General features: G+C 44.7%; 23 protein-coding genes. 14 read left to right on the top strand and 9 right to left on the bottom strand.

Annotation, left to right across the window (positions count from 1 at the left end):
* Positions 1-56: 56 nt before the first annotated feature.
* Positions 57-1004: an IS1595 family transposase gene (locus tag BW947_RS10615; RefSeq protein WP_076499415.1), complete on the bottom strand. Its 948-nt coding sequence runs from the start codon at positions 1002-1004 to the stop codon at positions 57-59.
* 493 nt (positions 1005-1497) lie between these two features.
* Here BW947_RS10615 and ypfJ point away from each other — a divergent pair, with 493 nt between their 5' ends.
* Both ypfJ and BW947_RS10605 read left to right on the top strand, forming a co-directional pair.
* The gene (gene ypfJ, locus BW947_RS10610; protein WP_076499413.1) at positions 1498-2376 is read left to right on the top strand and encodes a KPN_02809 family neutral zinc metallopeptidase; all 879 of its coding nucleotides are present in this window, start codon (positions 1498-1500) and stop codon (positions 2374-2376) included.
* Between the two features lie 117 nt (positions 2377-2493).
* Positions 2494-2967, top strand: coding sequence for an NUDIX hydrolase (locus BW947_RS10605; protein ID WP_076499411.1), 474 nt, complete (start codon positions 2494-2496; stop codon positions 2965-2967).
* Positions 2968-2992: 25 nt separating this feature from the next.
* Here the strand turns inward: BW947_RS10605 and BW947_RS10600 are convergent, their stop codons facing one another.
* On the bottom strand, positions 2993-4192 hold the full coding sequence (locus tag BW947_RS10600; RefSeq protein WP_076499409.1) for a class I SAM-dependent methyltransferase: 1200 nt from the start codon (positions 4190-4192) through the stop codon (positions 2993-2995).
* Positions 4193-4655: 463 nt separating this feature from the next.
* Here BW947_RS10600 and BW947_RS18725 point away from each other — a divergent pair, with 463 nt between their 5' ends.
* Positions 4656-4832, top strand: a complete 177-nt coding sequence (locus tag BW947_RS18725) for a hypothetical protein (protein WP_159436985.1) — start codon at positions 4656-4658, stop codon at positions 4830-4832.
* A gap of 24 nt (positions 4833-4856) precedes the next feature.
* On the opposite strand, the gene BW947_RS10595 is transcribed toward BW947_RS18725, so the two are convergent.
* Entirely contained in the window at positions 4857-5246 is a 390-nt protein-coding gene (locus tag BW947_RS10595) for a hypothetical protein (protein WP_076499407.1), read from the bottom strand.
* Between the two features lie 84 nt (positions 5247-5330).
* A complete protein-coding gene (locus BW947_RS10590) occupies positions 5331-5858 on the bottom strand; it encodes a hypothetical protein (RefSeq protein ID WP_076499405.1) in 528 nt (175 codons plus the stop codon).
* Positions 5859-6470: 612 nt separating this feature from the next.
* Between BW947_RS10590 and uvrD the strand changes: the two genes are divergently transcribed.
* From uvrD to BW947_RS10530, 10 genes are all read left to right on the top strand, one after another.
* Positions 6471-8639, top strand: a complete 2169-nt coding sequence (gene uvrD, locus BW947_RS10575) for a DNA helicase II (RefSeq protein WP_076499403.1) — start codon at positions 6471-6473, stop codon at positions 8637-8639.
* A gap of 145 nt (positions 8640-8784) precedes the next feature.
* Positions 8785-9648 carry a 4-hydroxybenzoate octaprenyltransferase gene (gene ubiA / locus BW947_RS10570; protein ID WP_076499401.1) on the top strand — a complete coding sequence of 288 codons (864 nt, stop codon included), beginning with the start codon at positions 8785-8787 and terminating at the stop codon, positions 9646-9648.
* Positions 9649-9920: 272 nt separating this feature from the next.
* On the top strand, positions 9921-10256 hold the full coding sequence (locus BW947_RS10565; RefSeq protein WP_076499471.1) for a metalloregulator ArsR/SmtB family transcription factor: 336 nt from the start codon (positions 9921-9923) through the stop codon (positions 10254-10256).
* 86 nt (positions 10257-10342) lie between these two features.
* The gene (locus tag BW947_RS10560; RefSeq protein ID WP_076499399.1) at positions 10343-11626 is read left to right on the top strand and encodes an arsenic transporter; all 1284 of its coding nucleotides are present in this window, start codon (positions 10343-10345) and stop codon (positions 11624-11626) included.
* A 99-nt stretch (positions 11627-11725) separates the two neighbouring features.
* On the top strand, positions 11726-12160 hold the full coding sequence (arsC, locus tag BW947_RS10555; protein WP_076499397.1) for an arsenate reductase (glutaredoxin): 435 nt from the start codon (positions 11726-11728) through the stop codon (positions 12158-12160).
* Positions 12160-12939 (top strand): arsenical resistance protein ArsH, encoded by a 780-nt coding sequence (gene arsH, locus BW947_RS10550; RefSeq protein WP_425272275.1) that lies wholly within the window; start codon positions 12160-12162, stop codon positions 12937-12939. Before arsC ends, arsH begins: the two co-directional genes overlap by 1 nt.
* Before the next feature lie 162 nt (positions 12940-13101).
* Entirely contained in the window at positions 13102-14151 is a 1050-nt protein-coding gene (locus BW947_RS10545; RefSeq protein WP_076499395.1) for an NAD(P)H-dependent flavin oxidoreductase, read from the top strand.
* 156 nt (positions 14152-14307) lie between these two features.
* On the top strand, positions 14308-15456 hold the full coding sequence (locus tag BW947_RS10540) for a hypothetical protein (protein ID WP_076499393.1): 1149 nt from the start codon (positions 14308-14310) through the stop codon (positions 15454-15456).
* A gap of 347 nt (positions 15457-15803) precedes the next feature.
* Positions 15804-16721, top strand: coding sequence for a TlpA family protein disulfide reductase (locus BW947_RS10535; protein ID WP_076499391.1), 918 nt, complete (start codon positions 15804-15806; stop codon positions 16719-16721).
* Positions 16722-16805: 84 nt separating this feature from the next.
* Positions 16806-17876, top strand: a complete 1071-nt coding sequence (locus BW947_RS10530) for an AI-2E family transporter (RefSeq protein WP_076499389.1) — start codon at positions 16806-16808, stop codon at positions 17874-17876.
* Positions 17877-17891: 15 nt separating this feature from the next.
* Here the strand turns inward: BW947_RS10530 and BW947_RS10525 are convergent, their stop codons facing one another.
* The 5 genes from BW947_RS10525 to BW947_RS10505 all read right to left on the bottom strand — a co-directional run bounded on the left by BW947_RS10525 (position 17892) and on the right by BW947_RS10505 (position 22205).
* Complete coding sequence (locus BW947_RS10525; protein WP_076499387.1) at positions 17892-18188, bottom strand: helix-hairpin-helix domain-containing protein; 297 nt, start codon at positions 18186-18188, stop codon at positions 17892-17894.
* Positions 18189-18294: 106 nt separating this feature from the next.
* Positions 18295-18873, bottom strand: a complete 579-nt coding sequence (locus tag BW947_RS10520) for a nucleoside triphosphate pyrophosphohydrolase family protein (RefSeq protein WP_076499385.1) — start codon at positions 18871-18873, stop codon at positions 18295-18297.
* A gap of 189 nt (positions 18874-19062) precedes the next feature.
* Positions 19063-19647 carry a TlpA family protein disulfide reductase gene (locus BW947_RS10515; protein WP_076499383.1) on the bottom strand — a complete coding sequence of 195 codons (585 nt, stop codon included), beginning with the start codon at positions 19645-19647 and terminating at the stop codon, positions 19063-19065.
* Between the two features lie 18 nt (positions 19648-19665).
* Entirely contained in the window at positions 19666-20100 is a 435-nt protein-coding gene (locus tag BW947_RS10510; protein ID WP_076499381.1) for a cytochrome c-type biogenesis protein, read from the bottom strand.
* Positions 20100-22205, bottom strand: coding sequence for a heme lyase CcmF/NrfE family subunit (locus tag BW947_RS10505; RefSeq protein WP_076499379.1), 2106 nt, complete (start codon positions 22203-22205; stop codon positions 20100-20102). Before BW947_RS10505 ends, BW947_RS10510 begins: the two co-directional genes overlap by 1 nt.
* Positions 22206-22751: 546 nt before the next feature.
* On the opposite strand from BW947_RS10505, the gene sirA reads away from it, so the two are divergent.
* A complete protein-coding gene (sirA, locus tag BW947_RS10500) occupies positions 22752-24818 on the top strand; it encodes a dissimilatory sulfite reductase SirA (RefSeq protein WP_076499377.1) in 2067 nt (688 codons plus the stop codon).
* The last annotated feature ends 57 nt before the right edge of the window (positions 24819-24875 follow it).

The following is a 24875-nucleotide window of genomic DNA, read 5'->3' as shown; positions in this document are numbered from 1 at the left end:
CTATCACTGGTAATATGCTCGTTGCAGATACGTAATACCAATCGTATTGGCTATGTTCACGTTAACTGTGTCTGCATAGCCAATATACTATTTTCATTTGGATTATCATGGGCTTCAAAGAATCTAAACCAGCCTAAGTAGTTCGGAAGATATTTAGTTGCTACGCCCCGAAAGGTATTTATCCATAAATGCAGTCGGCTATGGTAAGCATTGACATTTTGAATATGAAAAACACCCTCTTTGACTCGCCTGCCATGACTTGCATTGAGTATCTTATGCTCTACTTTCATATCCTGAGTCATTTTTAGGTAGGAAAGAAAGCCATCGCTACACACCACTGAATCTGCAGCTATTTTATTTTCTAGCAACCCTAATAATGTGACACTATCGGCGCTATCGAGGCATTCATCGAATACCTGTTTATTTCTATCTCTGGCCACAAGGACCGCGACCCAATCGCCTTTTTTGCGTCCGCGACCAGCACAATCTCCACCTCTTTTATGGGCTTTACGTGAGAGTGTACGACTGCCTTTCTCTGAATAGCGAAATAAGGTCTCATCGATTTCAACGATACCAGATAACCTTTGCGCTTTGACTTTATTGGGTAAGGAAAGAAATTGGTGGCGCCATTTAAAGGCTGTTTTAACTGATATATTACAGCGCTTTGCGCTCTTTCTTATAGGAAGGCTGTCTAGCATGCATGTGAAGTATGGCAGCCATTTTTCTAAGAACCGCATTCGATAGAAGGGTGTGTTAATGGTGCACATGAACGTTTTATGACAAGCATGACAGCGATATCGCTGACGGCCATTAGGTTTTCCATGGCGTTTAATGTGACAGGCGTGACAATGAGGGCACTGGGGTTTGATGGTGAAATTCGCCTCAAGCATATTAATGCATGAACCACTATCAAGTTGTTGCTGTAAAAAAGAAATGAGTAAACGTTGCTGTTCAAAGGGTAACTCTGCCGCTTGTTGCTCGAGGTCTAACAAACATGAAGTCATGTCTGGAACTCCTATAGAGAGCTGCACATAATTATAGTGTAGCAACACTTAACTAAAACATAGCCAATCGTATTAAATATCTGTTCATTCAGCGGGAGTTCAACGCGCTTTAGACAAGGCGAAGGCTTGAAGGCATAGTGGTGCTCTGTCGAAAGCCTTAAATGCAGTATAAAGCGCGTTGAAACCCGCCCTTTGGGAGCCTCACAGGTATCCCACTCCCGTGTTGCATTAACTTAAAAGGGAATAACCATTTCTGCGTCAATGCGCCTCGGATTGAAATACCTGTGAGGCTCTGAACTGATTAGATATTTAATGTGACTGGTATAAGGTGTGTTATTTTACATTCACTAACGCCGCATTCACGCACCATACTGCAGCGACATAATGCGATCGTCCGTGATAAGTGCTTGAAGGTAATATATAAGCGGTTTAAAGAGTGATTTAACTAACGGTGCCATTAACTGTTTAATAAGTAACGAGAGTAAGGAGTGCTATGCGCTGGCGTGATATTGAAAGAAGCTCCAATGTGGAAGATAGACGCGGCCAGCAAATGGCGTCAGCGGGTATGCCTGTTGTTTTGTTAATGCGTTTTTTACCTTTTTTATTAAGAACTAAAATCGGCCGAGTAGTGCTACTGATTGGTGGCATTTATTTTGCTTTTCAATATTTTACTGGCGGCCTGTCACTTGACCCGAGCACTCAATCCAACTTAAGCCAAGCGCAATCAGCCTCAACAACCGCTGCCCAAGATGAAAATGCTCAGTTTGTCGCGGCCATTTTAGGCACCACCGAAACGGTTTGGGGTCAATTATTAAAAGGACAGTATAAAGAGCCCAAGTTAGTGCTTTATCGCAATATGACCTCCACAGGCTGCGGTATGGGACAAGCGCAGTCAGGGCCTTTTTATTGCCCAGCCGACAGCAAGGTTTATATTGATTTGAGTTTTCTTGATGAGCTTAAAACTTTAGGCGCCCCCGGTGATTTCGCCTTTGCTTACGTGATTGCCCATGAAGTTGGCCACCATGTGCAAAATCTGCTGGGTACTAACGCTAAGGTGCGCCAAGCACAGCAAGGTGCAAGTAAAGTGCAGGCGAATCAATTGAGTGTCGCACTTGAATTACAGGCGGATTGCTATGCGGGTATTTGGGGGCATTACGTTAACCAACAACTTAATTTACTTGAAGCGGGCGATGTCGCCGAAGGCATTGCCGCTGCCAGCGCTGTGGGTGACGATCGCTTACAAAAAATGGCGGGTCGCGCTGTACAGCCCGATGCTTTTACCCACGGCAGCTCCGCACAAAGGGTTAAATGGTTTAAGACAGGGTTTGAGTCGGGTAATCTCGCCAGTTGTAATACGTTTGCGGCGAAGTGATTTTATTTGGTATTTCAAATGTATATCAAACATAAATGCTCTGAGCTTACCTGCACGTACTTAAATACACAGCACTTAAATACACGGCATTTAAATACACTGCAGAAGGATAACTGAGTGGCCTTTAACGATACCTTTAGACTGAGTAGCCACGCGGTGATCACTAATCAACAAGGACAAGTGCTGTTGCTTAAGGCTAATTACGGTAACTTTGCTTGGGGCTTACCCGGCGGTGCACTCGAGCCTGGTGAAACTATTCATGAGGCCTTAGTGCGCGAATGCCAAGAAGAGTTAGGCTTAAGTGTGCAGGTCAACTATTTGAGCGGCGTGTATTATCACAGTGCTTATCAATCCCAAGCCTTTATCTTTCGTTGTGAACTGGTGTTGCCTGAGTTGCCTGAGTTGCCTGAGTTGCCTGATGGGCCTGAGGTAGCAAAAAATGGGGCAGAAGGCGCGCCACTGCCAATCCATTTAAGCCACGAACATTCAGAGTTTGCCTTCCACGATATCGATACCCTCAGCGCGGTTCAGCAGCAAAGAATTAACGATTGCCTCAATTTCAACGGGGCTGTTATGAGTGCAAAATTTTAATGCTTTGCCAGTAAACCGCCGGCCGTTAATCGGCTTGGGTTTGCGCGAGTAAGGTTTCTAAGCAATGTTCAGTAATACCGTAATAGGCTTTAATGTCAGCAATTTGCGCGAGGATTGCGGCGCTGTCTTTCTGATTATGTTGTGGCTTTTTCACCGCCAAAATCATCTTATTTTTATTGGTATGTTCTAGGCTGATAAATTCAAACACCTTAGTCGCATAACCATTGGCTTCTAAAAATAGCGCACGTAATGAATCCGTCACCATTTCAGCCTGTTGGCCCATGTGTACCCCATATTGCAGCATAGGTTTGAACAACTCTGGGCTGTGCATCTGCGGGCGAATTTGTTTATGGCAGCAAGGCGAACACATGATGATGTCGGCATTGGCGCGAATACCATAATGAATCGCATAGTCAGTAGCGATATCGCAGGCATGCAGGGCGATCATCACATCGGTTTGCTTTGGCGCATGGGTTCTCACATCGCCGCAAACAAACGACAATCCTTGATGATCCAGTGTTGCCGCCGTTTCATTACATAAATCGGCCAGGGCTTGGCGCAATTCTACCCCAGTCACCTGCGCATCATTGTGTAGGCTGTGGCGCAGGTAATCATGGATTGCAAAAGTGAGATAGCCTTTGCCTGAGCCAAAATCGACCACATTGATCGGTTGGTCATTCTTGTGGGGCGAGGCTTCGAGTGCTTGGCTGAAAACCTCAATAAATTTATTGATTTGTTTCCATTTGCGCGACATCGCAGGGATAAGATTATGTTGGCTGTCAGTCACACCGAGCTGAGTCAGGAAGGGGCGCTGGATATCCACAAAACGCTTTTTCTCACGGTCATGTTCTAACGGCGCCGCGACGGCTTGTTTAAGGTTATGTGTGCTGATTTGGACTTTGCCTTTTTTGCTGATCTCAAGCTGAACTTCTGCCTGTGTCGTAGCTAAGTGGGCGCTCTTAAAATCGTTACCGAGTAACAGTTTTATGTTGGCTAAGCCTTCGTCATAACTCAGGTTTTTAGTGATGTGATTCGTCTGGTGTTGATACACAAATGACAGCATAGGTTCATTTTGCAAACTAATTGGTCGAATCGTAATGCGCTGCAAGCTTTTATCTGCCCCTCGATACTTACTCAACAATAGTTTGATCAGGCTATTCTTCGCCAAGCTGTCAGCCAAAAGCTGGTAAAAATCATCAAAAGAATTAAGCGCTGAATGGGACATTATTGTTTCCGAAAAAGTAACCAAGAAAAACAGGGTGAGTATTCTAACCGCGATCCGCCGCTACCTAAAGTTATTCTCATCGAGAAGGGGGCTTGGGCAGAGCTCCGCTGCTGATTTATCTGTTGAAGTTGTAGTGATTAAGCATAGTCATTCTAGTGATGCGCTTAATTGAAGATGTAGCTTGATAGTAGGTGAGTCTGATCCATAAGTTGAAATTCGCCATTCTGCGTTGGTTATTTGCTAATGGAATTTTACCTAGACTTTTTTGAGTTTTTTAATAAAAATCAAAGTCAACGTCGTGGGGCTTCACCCCACACCCGACCAAGGAGGACTGCTCGTCCTATCCTCCTTGGATGCTCCATGACGCCCCCAACGGAGTTGAAAGCCCCTTGTGCTCATTGCCAAATTTGCTATCGCTTCCGAAGGATGCATCCCTGCACCTGCGAAAGCTAGCTCGCCATCCATGGCGAGACTCACGCAATTTGTCTATTCGCCCTGCGGCAACTCCGAGGGGATGCGTATTCCGTCGATTTTTGAGTTGTCTGATTGGTCACTTAAAGCATTAAATAGAGTTGTGGATATTCTGTTTCACGAAGAAAATCAAAAATTTTCATTCGCGCCTTGTATCCGTAAAAATTAGCAATCGGCAGTTTTGATAAACTGCTTACAAGTTCGTAGATTCAAGGATATATTGTTGATTGTTTTCATTATAAACTTCGAGAAGTCCATCCCTGTGTGTATCTTCCAAAGAGCCAATTACCTCAATGCGCTTATTTATTAACTCAGATAAACGGCAGCATTCCGCCTTCAGTACATTCAAAGCATCTGTGTAATAACGATATTCCTTGGACTCCCAAACGCTATACCTTTCCTGATGATCATGAACACATAGTATGAGAACAGCTTTTGAATATGAGGCTTCAATACCTTCAATAAACGTTGTTTTATCTCCGGACATAACGATACCTTCTATCTTGAATGCATCACTGAACTTTGGATGCCGAGCTAACGTTCCTTCAATCGAAAGATAATTTATCAGCCATTTGGTTAGCATGATATCTCCATTCGTATAATGCCTGACTAAGGGGCTGGCAACGCCACGCGTTGACAGTCCCTTTTTAGGCATATTTTATGCGTACTAAATTTTTTGTTTTAATTTACAATAATAAACAACCACTTCTTTCATATTGGCCGGTAAGTTTTTCATATTATCAATGACACATTTCAACAACTTTAGTCTTTCCTGATCGTTAGCTGTACGTTGTAACTCCTCGAGATTTTGTACATTAATGACCTTATCAAGTTCACGACTAATGACTTTGGAATTACGTTCATCAGCATACGCTTTGGCTATATCAGAGTTTAACTTACCAGCTTTGAATTTAGACAAGGTTTGCTCAAAGGGCATGGACTGTTTTGATGCGATTTCTGATAAATAAGACATCAATATGCTACGCAATTCGTCGAGTTTATCTGCATTGCCCCATTCATCTGAGGCTAATATTCTATCAACTTGTTGGAATATTGGTCTTATAACTTCTTTATTTTCCGGGGTTACAAGTTCTGAGTAAGCAACATTTTCAAAAAATATCCGATTGAAAAAGCTCTCGCTATCTGCAAACACTGAAGACGACACCAACAGTAAAATTAGGATGATCTTGTTCATTTTACCCCTAGGCACATAACGTCTTGGTATTTATGCGCTGTTTGCTGGGCATAAATCGCTTGTTGGACTTGGTCGCTGCCACATCAATGTCAATTGGTATAAATGATGCTATAGGAATCTGCTATTTTGCGTAGCGGTTTTTTTTATACAGTTTGATGGGTAATCACTTGATATCGTTTTAGCTTTATTATTCTTTGCTGGCTAGCAGAGATACGCAAAGGTTACTAGGATTAAGCACTGTCATGTAAGTGACCGTTGACGGCATGGATGCCGTCGTCGAGCCTATAGGGACATATTCACGGCGAGTCACTGGAATGACAGTGCTTAATCTTTATTTGAAGGTTATAAAGAATCTTGCTTTTTATCTAAAAGATTTAATAAGCCCCCAATTCTTTAGTTTTCTTTATCTAGCAAAGAGTTAGGCAGCCAAGCTACTCATATCTGCGTAAGCGAGATTAGGCATTGCGGCACTCTTGCAACACCAGTGCAAAGCAAGATGCGGCAACTTATCATTAGTCTTGTGGCCTCGTCTTGTGGCTCTTGTCTTGAGGATCAAACGCGCAGGCTGGTTTTCTTCTGTTATAATACCCCCTCGATTTTTTGGAGGCGAGAATGGACGTATCTTCTTTACTAGACGGCCTGAATGATAAGCAGCGTGAGGCTGTCGCGGCACCGCAATCTAGCATGTTAGTGTTGGCGGGCGCGGGCAGTGGTAAAACTCGGGTGTTGACCCACCGCATTGCGTGGCTGATGCAGGTTGAACAGCAGAGTCCGTACTCGATTCTTGCGGTGACGTTTACCAATAAAGCTGCGGCTGAGATGCGCGAGCGAGTTGAAAAAGTCGCTGGCACCAATATGGGCCGCATGTGGATTGGCACGTTCCACGGCTTGGCGCATCGCTTGTTACGCACTCATTTCCAAGATGCGGGTTTACCGCAAAGCTTCCAAATCCTCGATTCTGACGATCAAGTGCGCTTGATCAAACGTATTCTTAAAAGCCTGAATTTGGATGAGAAACAATATCCTCCACGCCAAGCTCAGGGTTATATCAATGGTAAAAAAGACCAAGGATTACGCCCTAAACATATCGATGCGGGCGGTTTTCCGCTTGAGCAGAATCTGCTAAAAATCTATCAGGTTTATCAAGAGTCTTGCGATCGTGCAGGTTTAGTCGATTTTGCTGAAATCCTACTACGTGCCCATGAGTTATGGCTCAATAAGCCGCATTTGTTGGCCCATTATCAAGACAGATTTAAGCATATTTTGGTGGACGAGTTCCAAGATACCAACGCCATTCAATATGCGTGGATCCGTGTGCTCGCCGGTCAAACTGCCAATGTGATGATAGTCGGTGATGACGACCAATCGATTTACGGCTGGCGCGGCGCTCAGGTTGAAAACTTACATAGATTCTTAAAAGATTTCCCGACGGCGACCACGATTCGCCTTGAGCAAAACTATCGCTCTAAAGGCAATATTCTTAAAGCTTCCAACGCCTTAATCGCCAATAACCCAGAGCGTATGGGTAAAGAGTTGTGGACGGATGAAGCCGATGGCGATCCGATTTCGCTCTATTGCGCCTTTAATGAAATGGACGAGGCGCGCTTTATTGTCGGCCGGATTAATGATTGGCACGAAAAGGGCGGCAATCTTGGTGATTGTGCGATTTTATATCGTTCAAACGCTCAGTCGCGGGTATTAGAAGAAGCCTTATTACACAAAGGTTTAGCTTATCGTATCTATGGCGGTTTACGCTTCTTCGAGCGCCAAGAAATTAAAGATGCCATGGGTTACCTGCGGCTGATTAATAACAAAGATGACGATGCGGCGTTCGAGCGTGTGGTTAACACGCCGCCCCGTGGTATTGGCGATCGCACTTTGGATATTTTGCGCACTACGGCGCGTCAGCATGAGTTAACCCTGTGGCAGGCGAGCGTGCGCTTGCTCGACGAAAAAGTGCTTGCGGGTCGCGCGGCAAATTCTGTACGTGGTTTCATGGACTTAATTATGACACTGCGTGAAGACACCCAAGATATGGTGCTGTATCGCATGGCCGATACAGTGATTCAAGCGTCGGGTCTTAAGGCCATGTATGAAGCTGAAAAGGGCGAAAAAGCCCACGCCAGAATCGAAAACTTAGAAGAATTAGTCACGGCGGCACGTACTTTTGAGATGCCCGAAGAGCTGGAGGACATGGGTGAACTTAATGGTTTTCTCTCCCACGCGGCGCTCGAAGCGGGCGAAGGCCAAGCCGATGCCTTTACCGATGCGGTGCAGCTAATGACGCTGCATTCTGCCAAAGGACTAGAGTTCACTATGGTGTTTATGGCGGGTGTTGAAGAAGGCATTTTCCCGAGTAAAATGGCGCTCGAAGAGGGCGATAGACTCGATGAAGAACGCCGTCTTTGCTATGTGGGCATGACCCGCGCCATGGAAAAGCTCTACATTACCTATGCAGAATCACGGCGCATTTATGGCCGCGAAGATTACGCTCGGCCATCGCGTTTTATCAAAGAAATCCCGCCAGAATATGTGGATGAAATTCGCCTTAAGGCGCAGGTTTCAACACCAATGGCAAATAATCGTTTTAGCGCCCCAAAGTCAGCGGCGACTAACGACACCGGCTTTAACGTTGGCCAACGAGTCAATCACCCTAAATTTGGCGAAGGCAAAGTGACTAACTTTGAAGGCAGCGGCGCCCAAGGGCGAGTACAAGTGAGCTTTACTGACTTTGGCAGCAAGTGGTTAGTGGTGGCTTACGCTCGTTTAGAAGCGCTTTAATGCCTGTCGTAGCCGTGATAAATACTGTTTTTGGTTACAGTCTTTTTGGCGCATATTCGCATCGGGAGAAGCATAGGTATATGATGCTACACCTGAAAATCGAGTGTAAACTTGAGCCGATATTAGGAATGGGAGTACCTAGTTAATGAATTTAAAGCAGAAGTGGGATGTGTATTCCCGTCTTACTCGAATCGACCGCCCTATCGGTACGCTGTTATTGCTGTGGCCATGTTTGATGGCACTGATGTTAGCTGCTGGAGGGATGCCCGATCTTAAGGTATTAATCATCTTTATTTTGGGTGTAGTAATTATGCGTGCCTGTGGCTGCATTATTAATGATTATGCCGATCGCGATCTGGACTCCTTTGTTGAACGCACTCGATCTCGCCCGTTAGCCAGTGGTGAAATCAGCAGCAAAGAAGCCTTGTTACTGTTTGCCATATTAGGCCTAGTGGCGTTTGGTTTAGTATTATTACTCAATGGCTTAGTCGTTAAGTTATCCGTTATTGGCATTATTCTCACCATTATTTACCCCTTCACTAAACGTATCACCAATATGCCGCAAATGTTTTTGGGCATAGTGTGGAGTTGGTCTATCCCTATGGCATACGCGGCGCAAACGGGTACGGTGCCGATGGAAGCTTGGTGGTTATTTGCCGCCAATTGGTGTTGGACTGTCGCCTACGACACTATGTACGCCATGGTCGATAGGGACGATGATTTAAAAGTAGGCATAAAGTCCACTGCGATTTTGTTTGGTAAATATGACCGCCAAATTATCGGCTTATTTCAGCTTGGCGCATTAATCTGCTTTATTGCCGCCGGTTGGAGCGCCGATCGTGGTTTGGTATATGGCCTAGGAATACTGACTTTTATCGGCTTTAGCACCTACCAACAGCTATTGATTTTTGGCCGCGAGCGCGCACCGTGTTTTAAGGCATTCCTCAATAATAATTGGGCGGGGTTGGTATTATTCACCACCTTAGCCGCCGATTATTTATTAGCTTAAGTACATAGTGGCTGTTGGGCTGTAGCTCAACAGCCACTATGTAACATCTGTCACTCTGCCGCATCAATCACTCACGCCAGATATCCCCACAGCTTTACTTGCATCAACAACTAATAATATGTGCTACTCAATGCGTGCCACTGAATGAATTGGGTGGGGCACATGATTGGCATTCATGCTTAAAAAGAGTTAAACACATCTGATATTTTGCATGTGTTGTTGACGCGATGGCTTAATTGAGTATGATTTTACTCTCTATTGAGGGAATGTTTATGGCGCAGCTAATACCATTACAATTGTTTAAGTTACTTTCAGATGAAACGCGGTTAAGTATTATGCTCTTGCTTCGTGAGGCCGGTGAACTGTGCGTGTGTGATATCACAGTTGCTATGCAACAAACTCAACCTAAGATATCGCGCCACCTTGCTATGTTAAGAGCATCAGGCTTATTACTGGATCGCCGTGACGGTAAATGGATCCATTATCGCCTCTCGCCGCATATTCCCGTGTGGGCTGCTTATATTCTTGAGCAAGCTGGCCTGTGTCAGTTGATTGAAACCAACCAACTCATTAAGCGGCTGCAACAAGGTCATTTATCTTGTCAGTAATACGCTAAAAAATTTTACAGGTACACATTCGAAAATTCATATGTGTATTCGGGTACGTTTCAAATGTATGTATAGCGGGGAAGACCATGCTACTGGCGATAACGATTTTTACGCTGACCTTAATCTTGGTGATTTGGCAACCTAAGGGCTTAGGGATTGGCTGGAGCGCCTCGATTGGTGCTGCCATGGCGCTTGCCACAGGCGCCGTGCAATTGAGTGATATTGCTGTGGTATGGCAGATAGTCTGGAATGCGACGGCCACCTTTATCGCAGTGATTATTATCAGTTTATTATTAGATAAAGCGGGTTTTTTCGAGTGGGCGGCATTGCATGTGGCCCGCTTTGGCAATGGTAAAGGGCGTTGGCTGTTTAGTTATATCATTTTGCTCGGTGCCTGCGTGGCGGCATTATTTGCTAACGATGGCGCGGCGTTAATCCTCACGCCTATCGTTATTGCGATGTTATTGGCGCTCGGTTTTAGCCGCGGTGCGACTCTAGCCTTTGTAATGGCGGCGGGTTTTATTGCCGATACCGCTAGCTTGCCGCTGATTGTCTCTAATCTGGTGAACATTGTCTCGGCAGACTTTTTTAACCTGGGTTTTATGGACTATGCCGCCGTGATGCTGCCAGTTGATCTGGTGGCAATTGTGGCGACCTTAGGTATGTTGCACTGGTTTTTCCGTAAAGATATTCCAGTTACTTACGATATTGCTAAGCTAAAGTCGCCCAATGAGGCAATTAGCGATCCGCAAACCTTCAAGGTTGGTTGGCTGGTGTTGGCGTTACTCTTGATTGGATTTTTCGCCCTAGAGCCTTTAGGTGTCCCCGTGAGTGTGGTTGCCGCTGTTGGCGCTTTGATTCTTTGGGGCGTTGCCCGTCGCGGTAAGGTTATCGATACAACTGAGGTGCTCAAGCAAGCGCCGTGGCAAATCGTTATTTTTTCGCTCGGCATGTATCTGGTGGTATACGGTTTACGCAATGCGGGCCTGACGGATTTACTGGCGAATATACTCAATACCTTCGCACAATACGGTATCTGGGGCGCGACTTTAGGCACGGGCTTTTTGACGGCATTTTTATCTTCGGTGATGAATAATATGCCGACTGTACTGATTGGCGCCCTGTCGATTGAGGCCAGCGAAGCCAGCGGTGTGATTAAAGACGCTATGGTGTACGCCAATATTATTGGTAGCGATCTTGGGCCTAAAATTACTCCAATTGGTAGTTTAGCCACCTTGTTATGGTTGCATGTGCTATCACAAAAAAATATCACTATTACATGGGGTTACTATTTTAGAGTCGGTATTGTGATGACGTTACCGATACTGTTAGTGACCCTTGTTGCTCTGGCGGTTCGTCTGTCTTTTTAACGCGGCTTTTATTGAGCATGTGACGGACTATTGTAGGCGCGCAATATTAGGTGCTGATTACAGATAGTTAACTAAATTTTGGTGAATAGAGAGAAAATCATGCAAGCAGCCAGCGTTATTCGTATTTTTCATAATCCAGACTGTGGCACCTCGCGCAATACGCTAGCGCTTATTCGTAATAGCGGTGTTGAGCCTGACATTATTCATTATCTTCAAACCCCGCCATCGCGGCCCGAGTTACTTACCTTGATTACTGCTATGGGCATAACGACAAGGGCGCTGCTGCGCGCCAATGTGGCACCTTTTGAAGAATTAGGGCTTGCCAATGACCGTTTTAGCGACGATGAATTGGTCGATTTTATGTTGGCCCATCCGATTTTAATTAATCGCCCTATTGTGGTGACTCCACTTGGCACAAGGTTATGCCGCCCCTCTGAGTTGGTGCTGGATATATTACCTAACGTACAGCAAGGTGCTTTTAGCAAAGAAGATGGTGACGCTGTGATTGATATAAAGGGAAAAAGGTTAACATAATGAATCTATTAGATAACACGCTTTCTTTAGATAACGTGTCAGCTTCAGATAACGCATCAAATAACGTGCCAGAGCCCATGCCAGCACTGAAGTCTGAGTTGTTAGACCGTCGCATTCAGGCGGCGCAATTTATGCTGTTGCCAGATGCGCATCCGCCTCGAGTGCTCATGCTATATGGCTCAGTGCGTGAACGCTCTTACAGTCGCTTAACTACCGAGGAAGCCGCACGGTTACTTACCCGCATGGGTGCTGAGGTACGGATTTTTAATCCATCAGGCTTGCCGTTAGCTGATGACGCCCCCGATACGCACCCTAAAGTGCAAGAGTTACGGGAAATGGTGCGCTGGAGTGAGGCTATGGTGTGGTGCTCACCCGAGCGTCATGGTGCTATGACCGGCATAATGAAAACCCAAATTGATTGGATCCCGCTGAGTGAGGGGGCAATTCGTCCTTCACAGGGTAAAACCTTGGCCATTATGCAGGTGAGTGGCGGCTCGCAATCTTTTAATGCCCTCAATCAAATGCGGATATTAGGTCGCTGGATGCGGATGTTCACGATCCCAAATCAGTCCTCGGTGGCGAAGGCGTGGCAAGAATTTGATGAAGCAGGGCGGATGAAACCTTCAGCCTATTACGATCGCATTGTGGATGTGATGGAAGAGTTAATGAAATTTACTCTGTTACTGCGGGGAAATGTGGATTACTTAACCGACAGATACAGTGAGCGTAAAGAAAGCCACGCAGAACTTACCGCCAGAGTGGAGCAAAAGCGCATTTAGGCTTGCGTCTACCAATACCAAATGGTTACATTTTAATATCACGATAGTATTTTTATAGCGGTGGCAACGTATTCAATGTTGTATTTGATGTAAGTCGCTAAGTTTAAACTGCGAATATTAGAATTAATCGCCAAAGGAATAAACCACCAAAGGAGGTGATATATGTCGTGTCAGTTAACCCGATTGCTAGGGATAAAATTACCGATTATTCAAGCGCCTATGGCGGGTGTTCAGGGCAGTGCCTTAACGATAGCCGTGTCGCAAACGGGCGCTTTAGGGTCGTTGCCCTGCGCCATGTTATCCCCTGAGGCTTTGCACACTGAATTAACGCATATTCGTACCCAAACGACTAAGCCCATCAATGTAAACTTCTTTTGTCATCAAGAGCCCGCACCACAAGCGGTAAAACAAGCCATGTGGCTCAAGCAACTCGCGCCTTATTTTGCTGAGCTGGGTATCCATCCTGATACGCAAGCTGCGGGAGCACAACGCGCGCCCTACACCAGTGCTCAGGCTGAAGTGTTAGCCAAATTTAAACCTGAAGTTGTGAGTTTTCACTTTGGTTTACCCAATGATGATTTGCTGCTAGAGATTAAATCTTGGGGCTCTAAAGTGATTTCTACCGCAACCACAGTGGCAGAAGCCTTGTGGCTAGAGGCGCATGGCGTGGATGCTATTATTGCTCAAGGTTTAGAGGCTGGTGGCCATAGAGGGCATTTTTTATCCGATGATTTAACTGCGCAGCTCGGCACTTTTAGCTTATTGCCGCAAATCATCGCCGCCGTTGCTGTGCCCGTTATCGCCGCAGGTGGCATAGTTGATGCCAAAACCGTGCGCGCTGCGATGGCTATGGGCGCTTCGGCGGTGCAAGTTGGGACGGCCTATTTACTTTGCCCTGAATGCACCACCAGTAAGCTTCACCGCGCCGCGCTGCAAAGTGAGGCAGCGCAGCATACTGCGCTGACTAACTTATATTCTGGTCGCCCCGCACGCGGCATAGTGAATCGCTTTATGGCTGAACTAGGGCCTATTAACCAAGCCGTACCCGATTTCCCTCTTGCAGCAAGTGCTGTTGCCGTATTGCGAAGCGTGGCAGAAGAGCAAGGATTGGATGATTTTAGCCCACTGTGGTGTGGCCAAAATGCTTCAGGCTGTCAAGCTATTCCCGCTGCAGAGCTCACAAAGTTGTTAGCTTTAGGCTTGATGGTTTAACCATCTACTTGAGTGTTTTTAAGCCAGCCTTGTATTCATTCTTGTTGCCCCAATGTATTTGATAAGTCAAGCAACTTTATTGGTTATCACTATTATGGTTTTGGCAGTTATGTATAGCTGTCATTTGTTGTATAGCTCAACTTACAGGGATGTTAAATGCTAAAAATACGCCTAAGACGCCCAGTTAAATATCGAATAGCCTTCCTCATATTGATGGTTACTGTGTATTTTATTGGGTTTAATATCGTGCCAGAACAGTTAACGCAAACAAGTGACCAGTTGTTTTTGGCTGTCGTCAGTGCACTATATTTTGTGTTGTTACCTCTGCTTTATTGGTATTGGGTTATCAAAATTGGTAAGCAAAAAAGCTGGAAAATATTAGTCATTCTAAGTTTGAGCAGCCTCATGGCTCGCCTCAGTTATCCTCCTCAAATTGCAGAGTATTTCGAGTTTGTCGCTTGGTTACGTTTCCCTATTATCGCGGTATTACTGATCATCGAATTGTACTTGATGGTGAGCATTATTAAGGGGTTGTGGCAGGCGAGAAAGGCTTCTGATGACCCAAGATTAGCGATAATTGCTCAGTATGCTGCCACAGTGGAGCAAGATCAGAGCAATGCGGTGAAACAACTAAGAGCACTTAATACTGAGGGCGCATCAAACACTGATTTACCAAAGAATCAAATGCCTGATGATAAGAAGCTGACCTTAGGTTTAATACTGGCTACAGAGCCCGCGAGTTGGTATTACGCTATCCCTTATTTTTCCCGTCGCCACCCAGTATCTATCACGCAGCTTAAGTTACTGAGTGGCCAACCTTGGCATGCTTTAGTCATCATAATGTGTTTAATCGCGGCCTCCACACTGAGTTACATGCTACTGGATGATGTGAGTCATATTGCTGCCGTATTCGTTTCTGGTTTGATCTTGTATTCAGTGGTATTAATCGCTGCCAATTACCGCATCAGTCGTTATTACTCCCTGTACCAAAAGGAAGGTAAGCTGATGATCAATAATGGTATCTGGGGTTTTATGTCGATTGATTTAACCCAGATAAATGAACTGAAATTAGGGATGTTTACGACTCATATGCAGCAACAGCAAGTGGGCGGTGCTTCAGAAATATTGACAATAGGCCGTGGCGATACCGCGAATGTGCAGCTGATTTTTAAGCAGCCCCAAACTTATTATGGTGGCATGGGCCAATTGCCAGAGTCGTTCAGTGTGGTCAACCTTATTGTGGATGATCCTCAAGTATTCGCTAATGCGCTTGGCCAAATCCACGAGTTACGAAAAGCATGCTAGGTTGGATTTATATAATAAAGGTTGCTTTGTAAGGTTTTGATTTTAAATAATTATTTTTAATATCTTATATTTAATATCTTGCACTTGATGATTTAGGTATCACAGAGTGCCATTGTGATAAGTTGCGATATCTTTGCCATTATCTACTCTCCAATACTTGTATTTTACATAGCTAAATTAGCGGTATATTGGTTTATACTCGTCGTCTAATGATTTACCGCGAGTTAAGCTCAACGGCTTAATTCAGCCGTTCCTTCAGCCTGTGCATGAGCCTATAGCACGGCTTCAAATGATTAATATCGATGGTCATAGATGTTGCTGACCTCTATAGATTTAAGGATAACGTTATGTTGTTACGTCAAATCATTGTTATGTGTCTTGCCGTTGTGAGTTTTACTGCATTTGCGGGCGATAAAGCCTATCAACAAATCACACTTAAAACCTATCCAGATCAGCAGCAAGTGACCTTAGCCAGTGTGGCGGGTGACAAGCCGATATACCTAAAGTTTTGGGCTACTTGGTGCCAGCCTTGTATGGAGCAAATGCCACATTTTGAAGCCCTGCAGAAGAAGTATCAGGACAAGATTAATATCGTCGCAGTGAACATCAATATTAATGAAGAGCAGCCTAAGATTGCTGAGGTTATCGCGCGTTTTGGGCTGACTATGCCCGTGTGGTTAGATAATGAAGGCGAGTTAGGTGTGGCTTTAGGCTTGGTCGGCACGCCCTATAGCGTATTAATTAATCGTGCGGGTGATGTGGTTTACACTAGCCATGAGTCAGACGCTAATTTAGATAAATTTATTGATATGTTAGCCAGTGGCCAAGAGTTAACGGCGCAAACAACCGATGCGCCTAATGCGGAGCAAACGGCTAAGTTACTCAAACCTTGGGTTCAGGGTGAGCATTTACTGTTTTTTACCGCAACATGGTGCGATTGGTACTTAGCCAAGAGCCGTCCTGAGATGTCTAAACAGTGTGTTGCTGTGCAAAATGGTTTAAATGATCTCGTGCAAAAACTACCCAATAAAGCCTGGCATGGCGTGGTAAATCACCTGTGGACTGACGATAAAGCACTGGCGGATTTTAAGCAGCTGTATAAAACACAAATAGACTTTAGTATCGATGAGTTAGGCGTGTTGTTTAATCATTTTAACATTCGAAATATTCCGACTTTACTCTGGGTCAAGGACGGTAAAGTGATGCAGCGTATTACTGATTTTAGCCAGCCCGAGAAAGTTGTCGAGCAGTTGTCAGTTCAATAACTCCTTTATAACGTTAGGACTTTGGCGTAATGCCGAGTATTTTCTACTTTATCATTCGTTTTTATTGTGGGAAATTTTAGCCCTATGACGCCAATTTTTAGTAATGCCGCGATTGGTCGTACCCTATTGATTTTGCTGTTGTGTGCTGGCGTGTTCTTTTTTATCGACTTTTTAGTGCCCGCCTTAGCCGCTTTGATCGTGTGTTTTTCGAGTTGGCCCCTGTATCAAAAACTATTGGTAAAATGCGGGAATCGCACTGCATTGGCGGCGACCATTGCGTTGTGTTGTATCGTGCTTGGGCTGATTATCCCGCTGGTGTTGGTATTTTCCTATGCGTTACAAGAGATTAAAACCTGGGTTGATTGGTTGGTATTTACTAACCAACACGGCTCGCCTGTGCCTGTGTGGATCAAAGATTTACCTTGGATGGGTGAGTGGCTGACCCTGCAATGGCAGCAATTTATTGGTGAGCCCCACGAATTAGGCAAAATCATCAGCGCCATCAGCGGTCAGAACTTAAGTGGCATTTCCCGTTGGGTATTGCAGTTGGGCTGGAACACGTTGGGCTTATTATTGACGTTGATTTTTATGCTGATCACCTTATTTTTTCTTTATAAAGACGGTGAACAAGTGGCGAAACAATTGGATGTTATCGGTGAGCGAGTGCTACCCGCCCGTTGGCATAGCTTTTCTCGAGTGGTGCCTGCTACGGTCAGTTCGACTGTTATTGGCATGACGCTTATCGCCATTGGTGAAGGCATAGTGTTAGGGATTGCCTATTGGATTGCCGGTGTGCCATCGGCCGTAGCATTTGGGGTATTTACCGCCTTTATGGCTTTGGTTCCCGGCGGCGCGCCCACCATGTTTACCTTAATTTCACTTTATTTGGTCGGCACTGGCGATACGACTGCGGGTGTCGGTTTGTTCCTCTGGGGTAGCATAGAGCTATTTATTGTCGATAAAACCCTGCGGCCTAATTTGGTTGGTGGGCCAATTAAATTACCTTTTTTACCGACATTTTTTGGCTTGATTGGCGGCGTAAAAACCATGGGTTTTGTCGGTTTGTTTGTCGGCCCAGTGTTGATGGCCTTGCTGGTGGCGATTTGGCGGGAATGGTTAAGGGATGAGCCTGAAATTATACAAAGTGATAAATAGGCGTGAAGCTAAAAGCTAAGGCTTAGTCTGCCATAAGGTATTTTTGCGCTCTTCGGTGTAAAACCACCAAGGTTTAGCATCTTCACCCGCCATAAAACGGGTAATGGAGATAAACACATCGATCATGCACGGGTCATGTCTCTGGCCCGTTTTGTTACACAGAGTTTGATATAGGTCGTAGGGATTTTGCCCCAGCAGTTGCTCTGGTTTATCTATACCAAGCAAACGTAAATCCGCCGCACAGGCTTTACCAATATTCGGCAAATCAGTTAATTGCTTCACCTCAGCACGCACTACTTTCGCAGGATTCATACGGATTGCCTCGTTAAAACACACGCTGAAAAGTCATTACTGCTGGATAATCGCTTGAGCGAAATAAGAGCCTGTAAATAACAGGCCCTAAACAAAGTTATAAAACTTAGGCTTTAACCAGCTTAGTGAGATCCGCTGGGCGGTAGTATACCGATTTTAGTACCTTGCCTTGGCGAACCACTTTACCGGCCATTTGCACATCTTTAGCGCATTTCGCAATAATGAAGTCGCCCTGTTGGCTGCCGACAATGTCTACACCTTGCTTGGCATAAAAGGCAATCGTCTCAGCCAGTTCTTGTTCGTTGCGGCACACTTTGCTCATATTGCTCGAATGGATTTCATCCCAGCAGCTTATAAAATCAATTTCACGGTTTTTAGCCACGCAAAGCAACAAGTCAATCAGGTAGCTGATTTCGAGCCTGTCAGTTACTGCCTTGGCACCTAAATGTACTAAACGTCCCATTAATACATAAACAGAATCGACGATGGCATCGGCTTGCTCGATACGGCTATCGGCTTCAGTTAACTCAGTGAGTTCTTCAATAATCAAGGACGTATGTAAGGTATCGGCCTTGTCATCTAATGAATTAACATCATTAACGGGCAAGTCGAAGGTGCTACGAAACTCACTGATATCACGATATAAGTGGTCATAAATAGGTTGTGTTAAGCGGGTGAGTTTCATCTGATTTGCCTTGATATAAAGAGTTTGGCGGCAATTTTAAAGAAATGCGCCGCGAAATACAAAGTTCCGCGATGGGGTCAAGCGTATAAAAAGACCCGCTGCTAATATTAGTGCAGCGGGCTTCGGTTAATTACGGGTGGTGTGTACCGAAGGAGATTTTAGTGATTAACTTACTGATTAACCTGTTGGTTATTGGCCGTACTTGGCAATCAACTGGTCTAGGTAAGGTGCTACGTCTTTATCACCCCAGTCTAAATATCCGCGAACAAAGCCCACCAGATTACCCTTAGCATCAAAAAAATACGTCGCGGGAACCACGTTTGCAGGAATGATTTGTTCTATGTTTTGCGTTGGGTCAAACCAAGTTTGGTAGTCTTTAAAATTGTGTTTAGTGAGGAACGGACGAACTTCTTTAAGATCCTCATCGATAGAGATTGGCACTATGGCAATATTTTTGTCCTGATATTGTTGCTTAAGCTGCTGCAGTTGTGGAATTTCACGTAAACAAGGTACACACCAAGTTGCCCAAAGATTGACTAACACCAGTTTGCCTTGGTGCTGCTTTAGGGTTTGAGTTTGTCCTGCCTCATCGAGGAAGGGGACATTTGGCACCCCGCGCGCGTGCTGCATTTCAACAAAGCCAGTCATTACCCTAGGTTTAGGAATGGCTTCACCGGTATCGTAAAGTTTATTTTGTAAAGAGTGGGCTTGGACTATGGTGCTTAATAGAGCAAAACCACACAGCAGCGTGAGCCTAACCAAATATCGTTTCATAGATTAATCCTCTATTTTTTAAAGAGTAGGGCGTGGTGCACTACGTTTAGTGAGCGCAAGGCAAATCCCTACACCGAGTAATAGGAACAGGAATGGCCCAAACCACAACGCCAAGGTTGAGTCTTTAAGTTCAGGCTGATAACGGATTTTTTCACCATAGCGTTGCACCATAAAATGAATAATCTCGTCTTGGCTTTGTCCTTGTTCCAGCATGGTAAATATCTGCGCTTTAAGCTCATGGGCGATAGGTGCTTGAGACTCAAATAGGCTTTGGTTGGTTGCCATAGGGCAGCGCAGCACTTTACTGATATCCATAGCCTGTTGTTGATTAGACACTTTAGCGATTGGTCGCTCTTGCGCCATAAAGAAAAATATCGCGGCTCCCAAAAATAGTGTGATAACAAGTAACCCCATTAAAAAACTGAGGTAAGGTGAGCGAAATGATGGGGTCATTAGGCAATACTCTCCTGCGGTAGTGGATTTGATGGGTTATGTAAGTTTTCGATATCTAAGGTTTTAACATCTAAAGCTTCAACATCAGATAGATAGCCAAGGCGGCAAGCGGGCCACGCCGCGATAGCACCACCTAATATCATGAATAAGGCACCAAGCCATATCCAACTCGCCAGAGGTTTATAGCTGATGCGGATAAGGTATTCGTTATCACTCAGTTGTAGGCCCATTGAAACGTAAATATCCCGCCATAGACCGTGGTCAATACCAGCATGGGACATTTCCATACCATTACTTTTAAAGGTTTGCCGTTGGGGCGTAACATAGGCTAATACTCGCTCATCTTGGGCGGCATCGCGAATACTGATATTGGCTTGGATAGCGGTAAAACTATTGGTATCAACATTTTCTGTGCTTTCATAAACCAGTACATAACCCGCTAGTGGTTTACCTTGCCCAGGTCCCATTCGAAGCAGGGCTTCTTGTTCAAAAAATGATACAGCCGTAGCGCCAGTAATCGTAATCGCCACCCCAAAATGGGCGATTAGCATCGCCACCAAGCGGCGTTTAGAAAGAGGGGTTACTGCATTGTGAGCATCAACGCTTACGGGATTATTTTTGCTGGTTTGCTTATAGCATCCTAATGCCGTCATCAGCGTGAGTAATAAACAAACCAGTAACCAAAGCGCTGCTGCAGTGCCAAGCATTAAAAATAAATGGTCCCCCTTGGCGGCTTGAAAGCTTATCCATAAGGTTAAGGCTAATACCAATATACCCGGAATGAGCAAGGGCTTAAGTTGTGCTTTTGATGCCTTTTGCCACTGGGCTAAGGGAGCGATACCCATTAACAACACGAGTAAAAAGGTGAGCGGTACAAAGATCGCATTGAAGTAAGGCGCGCCAACGGAAAGTGTTCCTAAACCGAGTAGTTCGTAGAGTAAGGGATAAAAAGTCCCCAGTAACACTGAGAATGCAGCCACCACTAAAAGAATAATGCCGAGCAACAAGAGGGTTTCTTTACTGAAAAGCGCAAAGTTGACATCTTGCCTGAAGGTATGGGCTTTGAGCGCAAAAATAAGTAAAGCGGCGCTGACAAAAAGCACGAGTAAACAAAGGATTGACATACCACGGGTGGGGTCAGAGGCAAAAGCATGCACCGACTGCACTATGCCAGAACGGACTAAGAAACTGCCGAGTAAACACAGCGAGAAAGCTAATAGACACAAGAGTAAAGTGGTGATCTTAAAGCCCTGACTGCGTTTGGTTAATATGACGGAATGCACTAACGCTGTCGCGACCAGCCAAGGAATAAAAGACGCGTTTTCTACCGGATCCCAAAACCACCATCCGCCCCAACCTAATTCGTTATAGGCCCACCATGAGCCGAAGGCATTACCCGCCGTTAAAAAAATCCACGCGAATAGTACCCAAGGTTGTAAATGCTTGACTTGGCTAGCATTAAAGTTCCCCCCTAGTAGTGATGCTAAGGCCGCTGCAAAACAAACGGTCAGCCCAACATAGCCAAGAAAGAGCATAGGTGGATGCAGTATCAACCCTATGTCCTGCAATATGGGGTTTAGATCGCGCCCTTCAATCGGAAAATCAGGTAATAAACGAGCAAAAGGATTAGAGGTAAACAGTAAAAACAGGTTAAAGCCGAGGATCACTAAGGATAAAATCGCCAGTAACCTGGCAAAATACAACGCATCCTGGTAGCGGTCACTGCTGTTAGCGTGGGTACAATCGGTTATCGATAGACGATAACTGATAATGGCGCCCCAGAGCGCAATGGCAAATACCCAAAATAACATTGAACCTTCATGGCTACCCCAAACGGCTGCGATTTTATATCCCAGCGCTAATTGACTATTAGAATGGTTGGCAACATAAGCAACAGAAAAATCATCGGTGACAAAGCAATAAACTAGGCAGAGGAGTGATGTGAATACTGCGAGAAATAATGCCCGAAATAGAATAGGACTGCATCCTAATAGGTAAGCATTATTTCGATAAATGCCGACGAATGCTATTGATGCTGATAATAGTGCAATAACAGTGCTAATAATTAGCAAAACATGTCCTATTTCTGGCAGCATTACGGTCATTTATTTATTTCCTTTGGGTTATTACACTATTTAATGGCTATAGGGCGTAAGTATTAAGTTATTGGAAAGTGTTAAGTTATTATTAATTATTAAGTCGTTATAAAGTGTAAAATATTAAGCTATTAGTAATGAATTGATGGTTGGTTAAATTGATTTTTATATTTTATGTTGGCGATTCGCTATTTTGTTGATCAAGGTTATTCGAATGCTGTTTAAAAAAATGTGATCTATTCCTTTATTAATTCCTTTATTTGTCTCGTTGAATATTTTTTAAAGTTAAAAGTTATTTTTAGATTGTTTTAGAACTAAAAATGGTGTTTTTTGTTCTAAAAAACTAACAAGTTAATTTAATTATGTTATTGATTTTTTTGATTTAAATGTGGTGCTTGTTATCTTGATTTGTTTATAAGAATTTAATGTGCTCTAGCTCTGATTTTTCATCACCGTCGTTCTTCATCATGCAGTCACTGATCAATTGTTTGTGTCGTTCCGAGAACAATTATGTTCAGTGAAAAATATAAAACTAATGATAATTAGGAGTGAATGATGAAACGATGGAAATCCAAGGCAGCATTAAGTGTGCTGTTTTGTTTAGGCACTGTCGTCAGTGCGGTAGGGTTAGCGTCTGACGCTAAGTCTGCAGGAGACGTCAAGCCCGGTTATGGCAATAAACAGCAAAGTGCCGAGGCGCAAGCTATTATGGCCAATCCCGATGTAACATTTGAATCTCGGGGTGTGAGAACCCTTCAGGATTATATCGTTCAAGAAAAAGAGTTATTTGATTTTCTGTTTGAAAATCATCCGGTATTTAAATATGCAGAAGCTGGCCGCCTAAAGGGTACTTATAAAGTCAGTGACCGTGGGGAAGAATATTTACACGGTGGTGACAGTCAAAAATATAGCCAACACCAAGAGGGTAATCGCCCTATGGCACTGCAATATCGACTTGGCGCTAAGTCGATATTGGATTTCCCTAATAAGTTTGTTGGGCCTGAAAAATGTGGTGAATGCCATGGCCCACAGTATGAAAAATGGAAACGTTCACGCCATTCTAAAACCTTACGCTTCCCTGGTAACCACCCAGAAGTCGATAACGATTTAGAAAAAACAATGTATGGCACTAAAGATACGTCGATTCTGCCAGATGGTATTACGCCAGACGCCATTTACGCCACAGTGGGAACACCAAGAACCAAATATGGCTTTATTGATGGCTATTTAGTTCGCGGTACTTACCATATTCGCGATGGTCTGCTTAAAGACGGTACCGGTACTATGGTGGCCGGTGGTAACCAATTCTCCCGTGGTTGGGCTGAATGGTTAACGCCTGAAATGGCAAAGAAAATCCAAAAAGTCGTCCCTGATTTCCCAACAACGATGGAAGGATTTGGTACCAGTGGTTCACACCAGTGGGGCATGAGCTCATACGGCGCTAAGTATGAAAAGGAGTTTTTATTCCAACCAGCTAGCTCCTATTGCGAAATGTGCCATAGCTTCAAATTTGACTTTAAAACCAAAGAAGAGTTCTTTGCTGCGTTAGGCAACCCTAAAGAACTGCAAAAACACACTGTTTCACTGGGTATTACCTGTGAAGAGTGTCATGGCGCAGGGGGTCACTTAGATGGCGGTATTGGCGGCGGCATGCCTTCAAACTGTGAGCGTTGTCACCAGCGATTCAACTTTGTTGAAGAGCTAGCCCAGACACCTCAAGGTAAAGAAAAGCTGGAATATGCCTTCAACGTGAAGATGAAGTCATCATGCCCATCTTGTGGTACTGAAGGCTCGCAAATGTTTGCCTCTGCTCACTACGACAAAGGTATGCGTTGCTCGACATGTCATGATCCGCATGAAGTCACCGATGGCGATTGGAAGGCTGGTATCACGAAACCTAAGTTAGTCAAAGAGTGTACCGACTGCCATGCTGCACAGGCTGAAATTGCTAAAAACACTAAGACGCATGGTAAGCAAACCTGTCAAAGCTGCCACATGCCAAACATGGGAAGCTGTGAAAACTTTACCGCTATTCAGGTGCCTGACATGGCGGGCTTTGATAACGTACGTAAATCCCACATGTGGAAAATTGATGTGGATCCATTACGTAAAACACTCAACCCACCAGCAGGCAAGTCACGCGAATCTTCTACTAAAGGTTGGACTGTAGCGAAAGATGAGCAGGGCCATAACTACCTCGATTTAATGTGGACTTGTGCCCGTACCTCAGTGTCAGACCACGATGTGGTTGACAACAAAGGTTGTCATAGCCAATTCCAATCAGAGTTGCCAGCCGGTCTGCATTTCAAAGACCAAATGGAAATCTACGGCAAAGTTCAGAAGTGGCAAAAGCCAGTGAAAGAAACCTTTGCACAAGTAGAGGAAGCACTCGATCGTATCGATAAGTCAATGTCAAAGGCTAAGTTATCGACAGAAGACAAAGCGCAGGTGTTGATGTTTACCGATAAAGCCGAAGAAGTCATCAAGCTCATTCGAGATGATGGTTCATGGGGTGCACACGGTGCTCGTTACTCACTCAAACGTTTAGACGCAGCTTTGACCTATGTTACTCAAGCCCAAGCCATTATTGATGCTAAAGGCCTAAGTGCAAAAAAAGCCTAGTTTAATGTAAGCCCTAGTTATCCCCGACACCTCTGGGTGTCGGGGAATTTGAGAACC

Source organism: Shewanella morhuae (assembly GCF_900156405.1).
In the GTDB taxonomy this organism is placed as follows: Bacteria; Pseudomonadota; Gammaproteobacteria; order Enterobacterales; family Shewanellaceae; genus Shewanella; species Shewanella morhuae.
The sequence above is the reverse complement of the archived record's forward strand: the minus strand, read 5'-3'. Positions and strand labels throughout refer to the sequence as shown.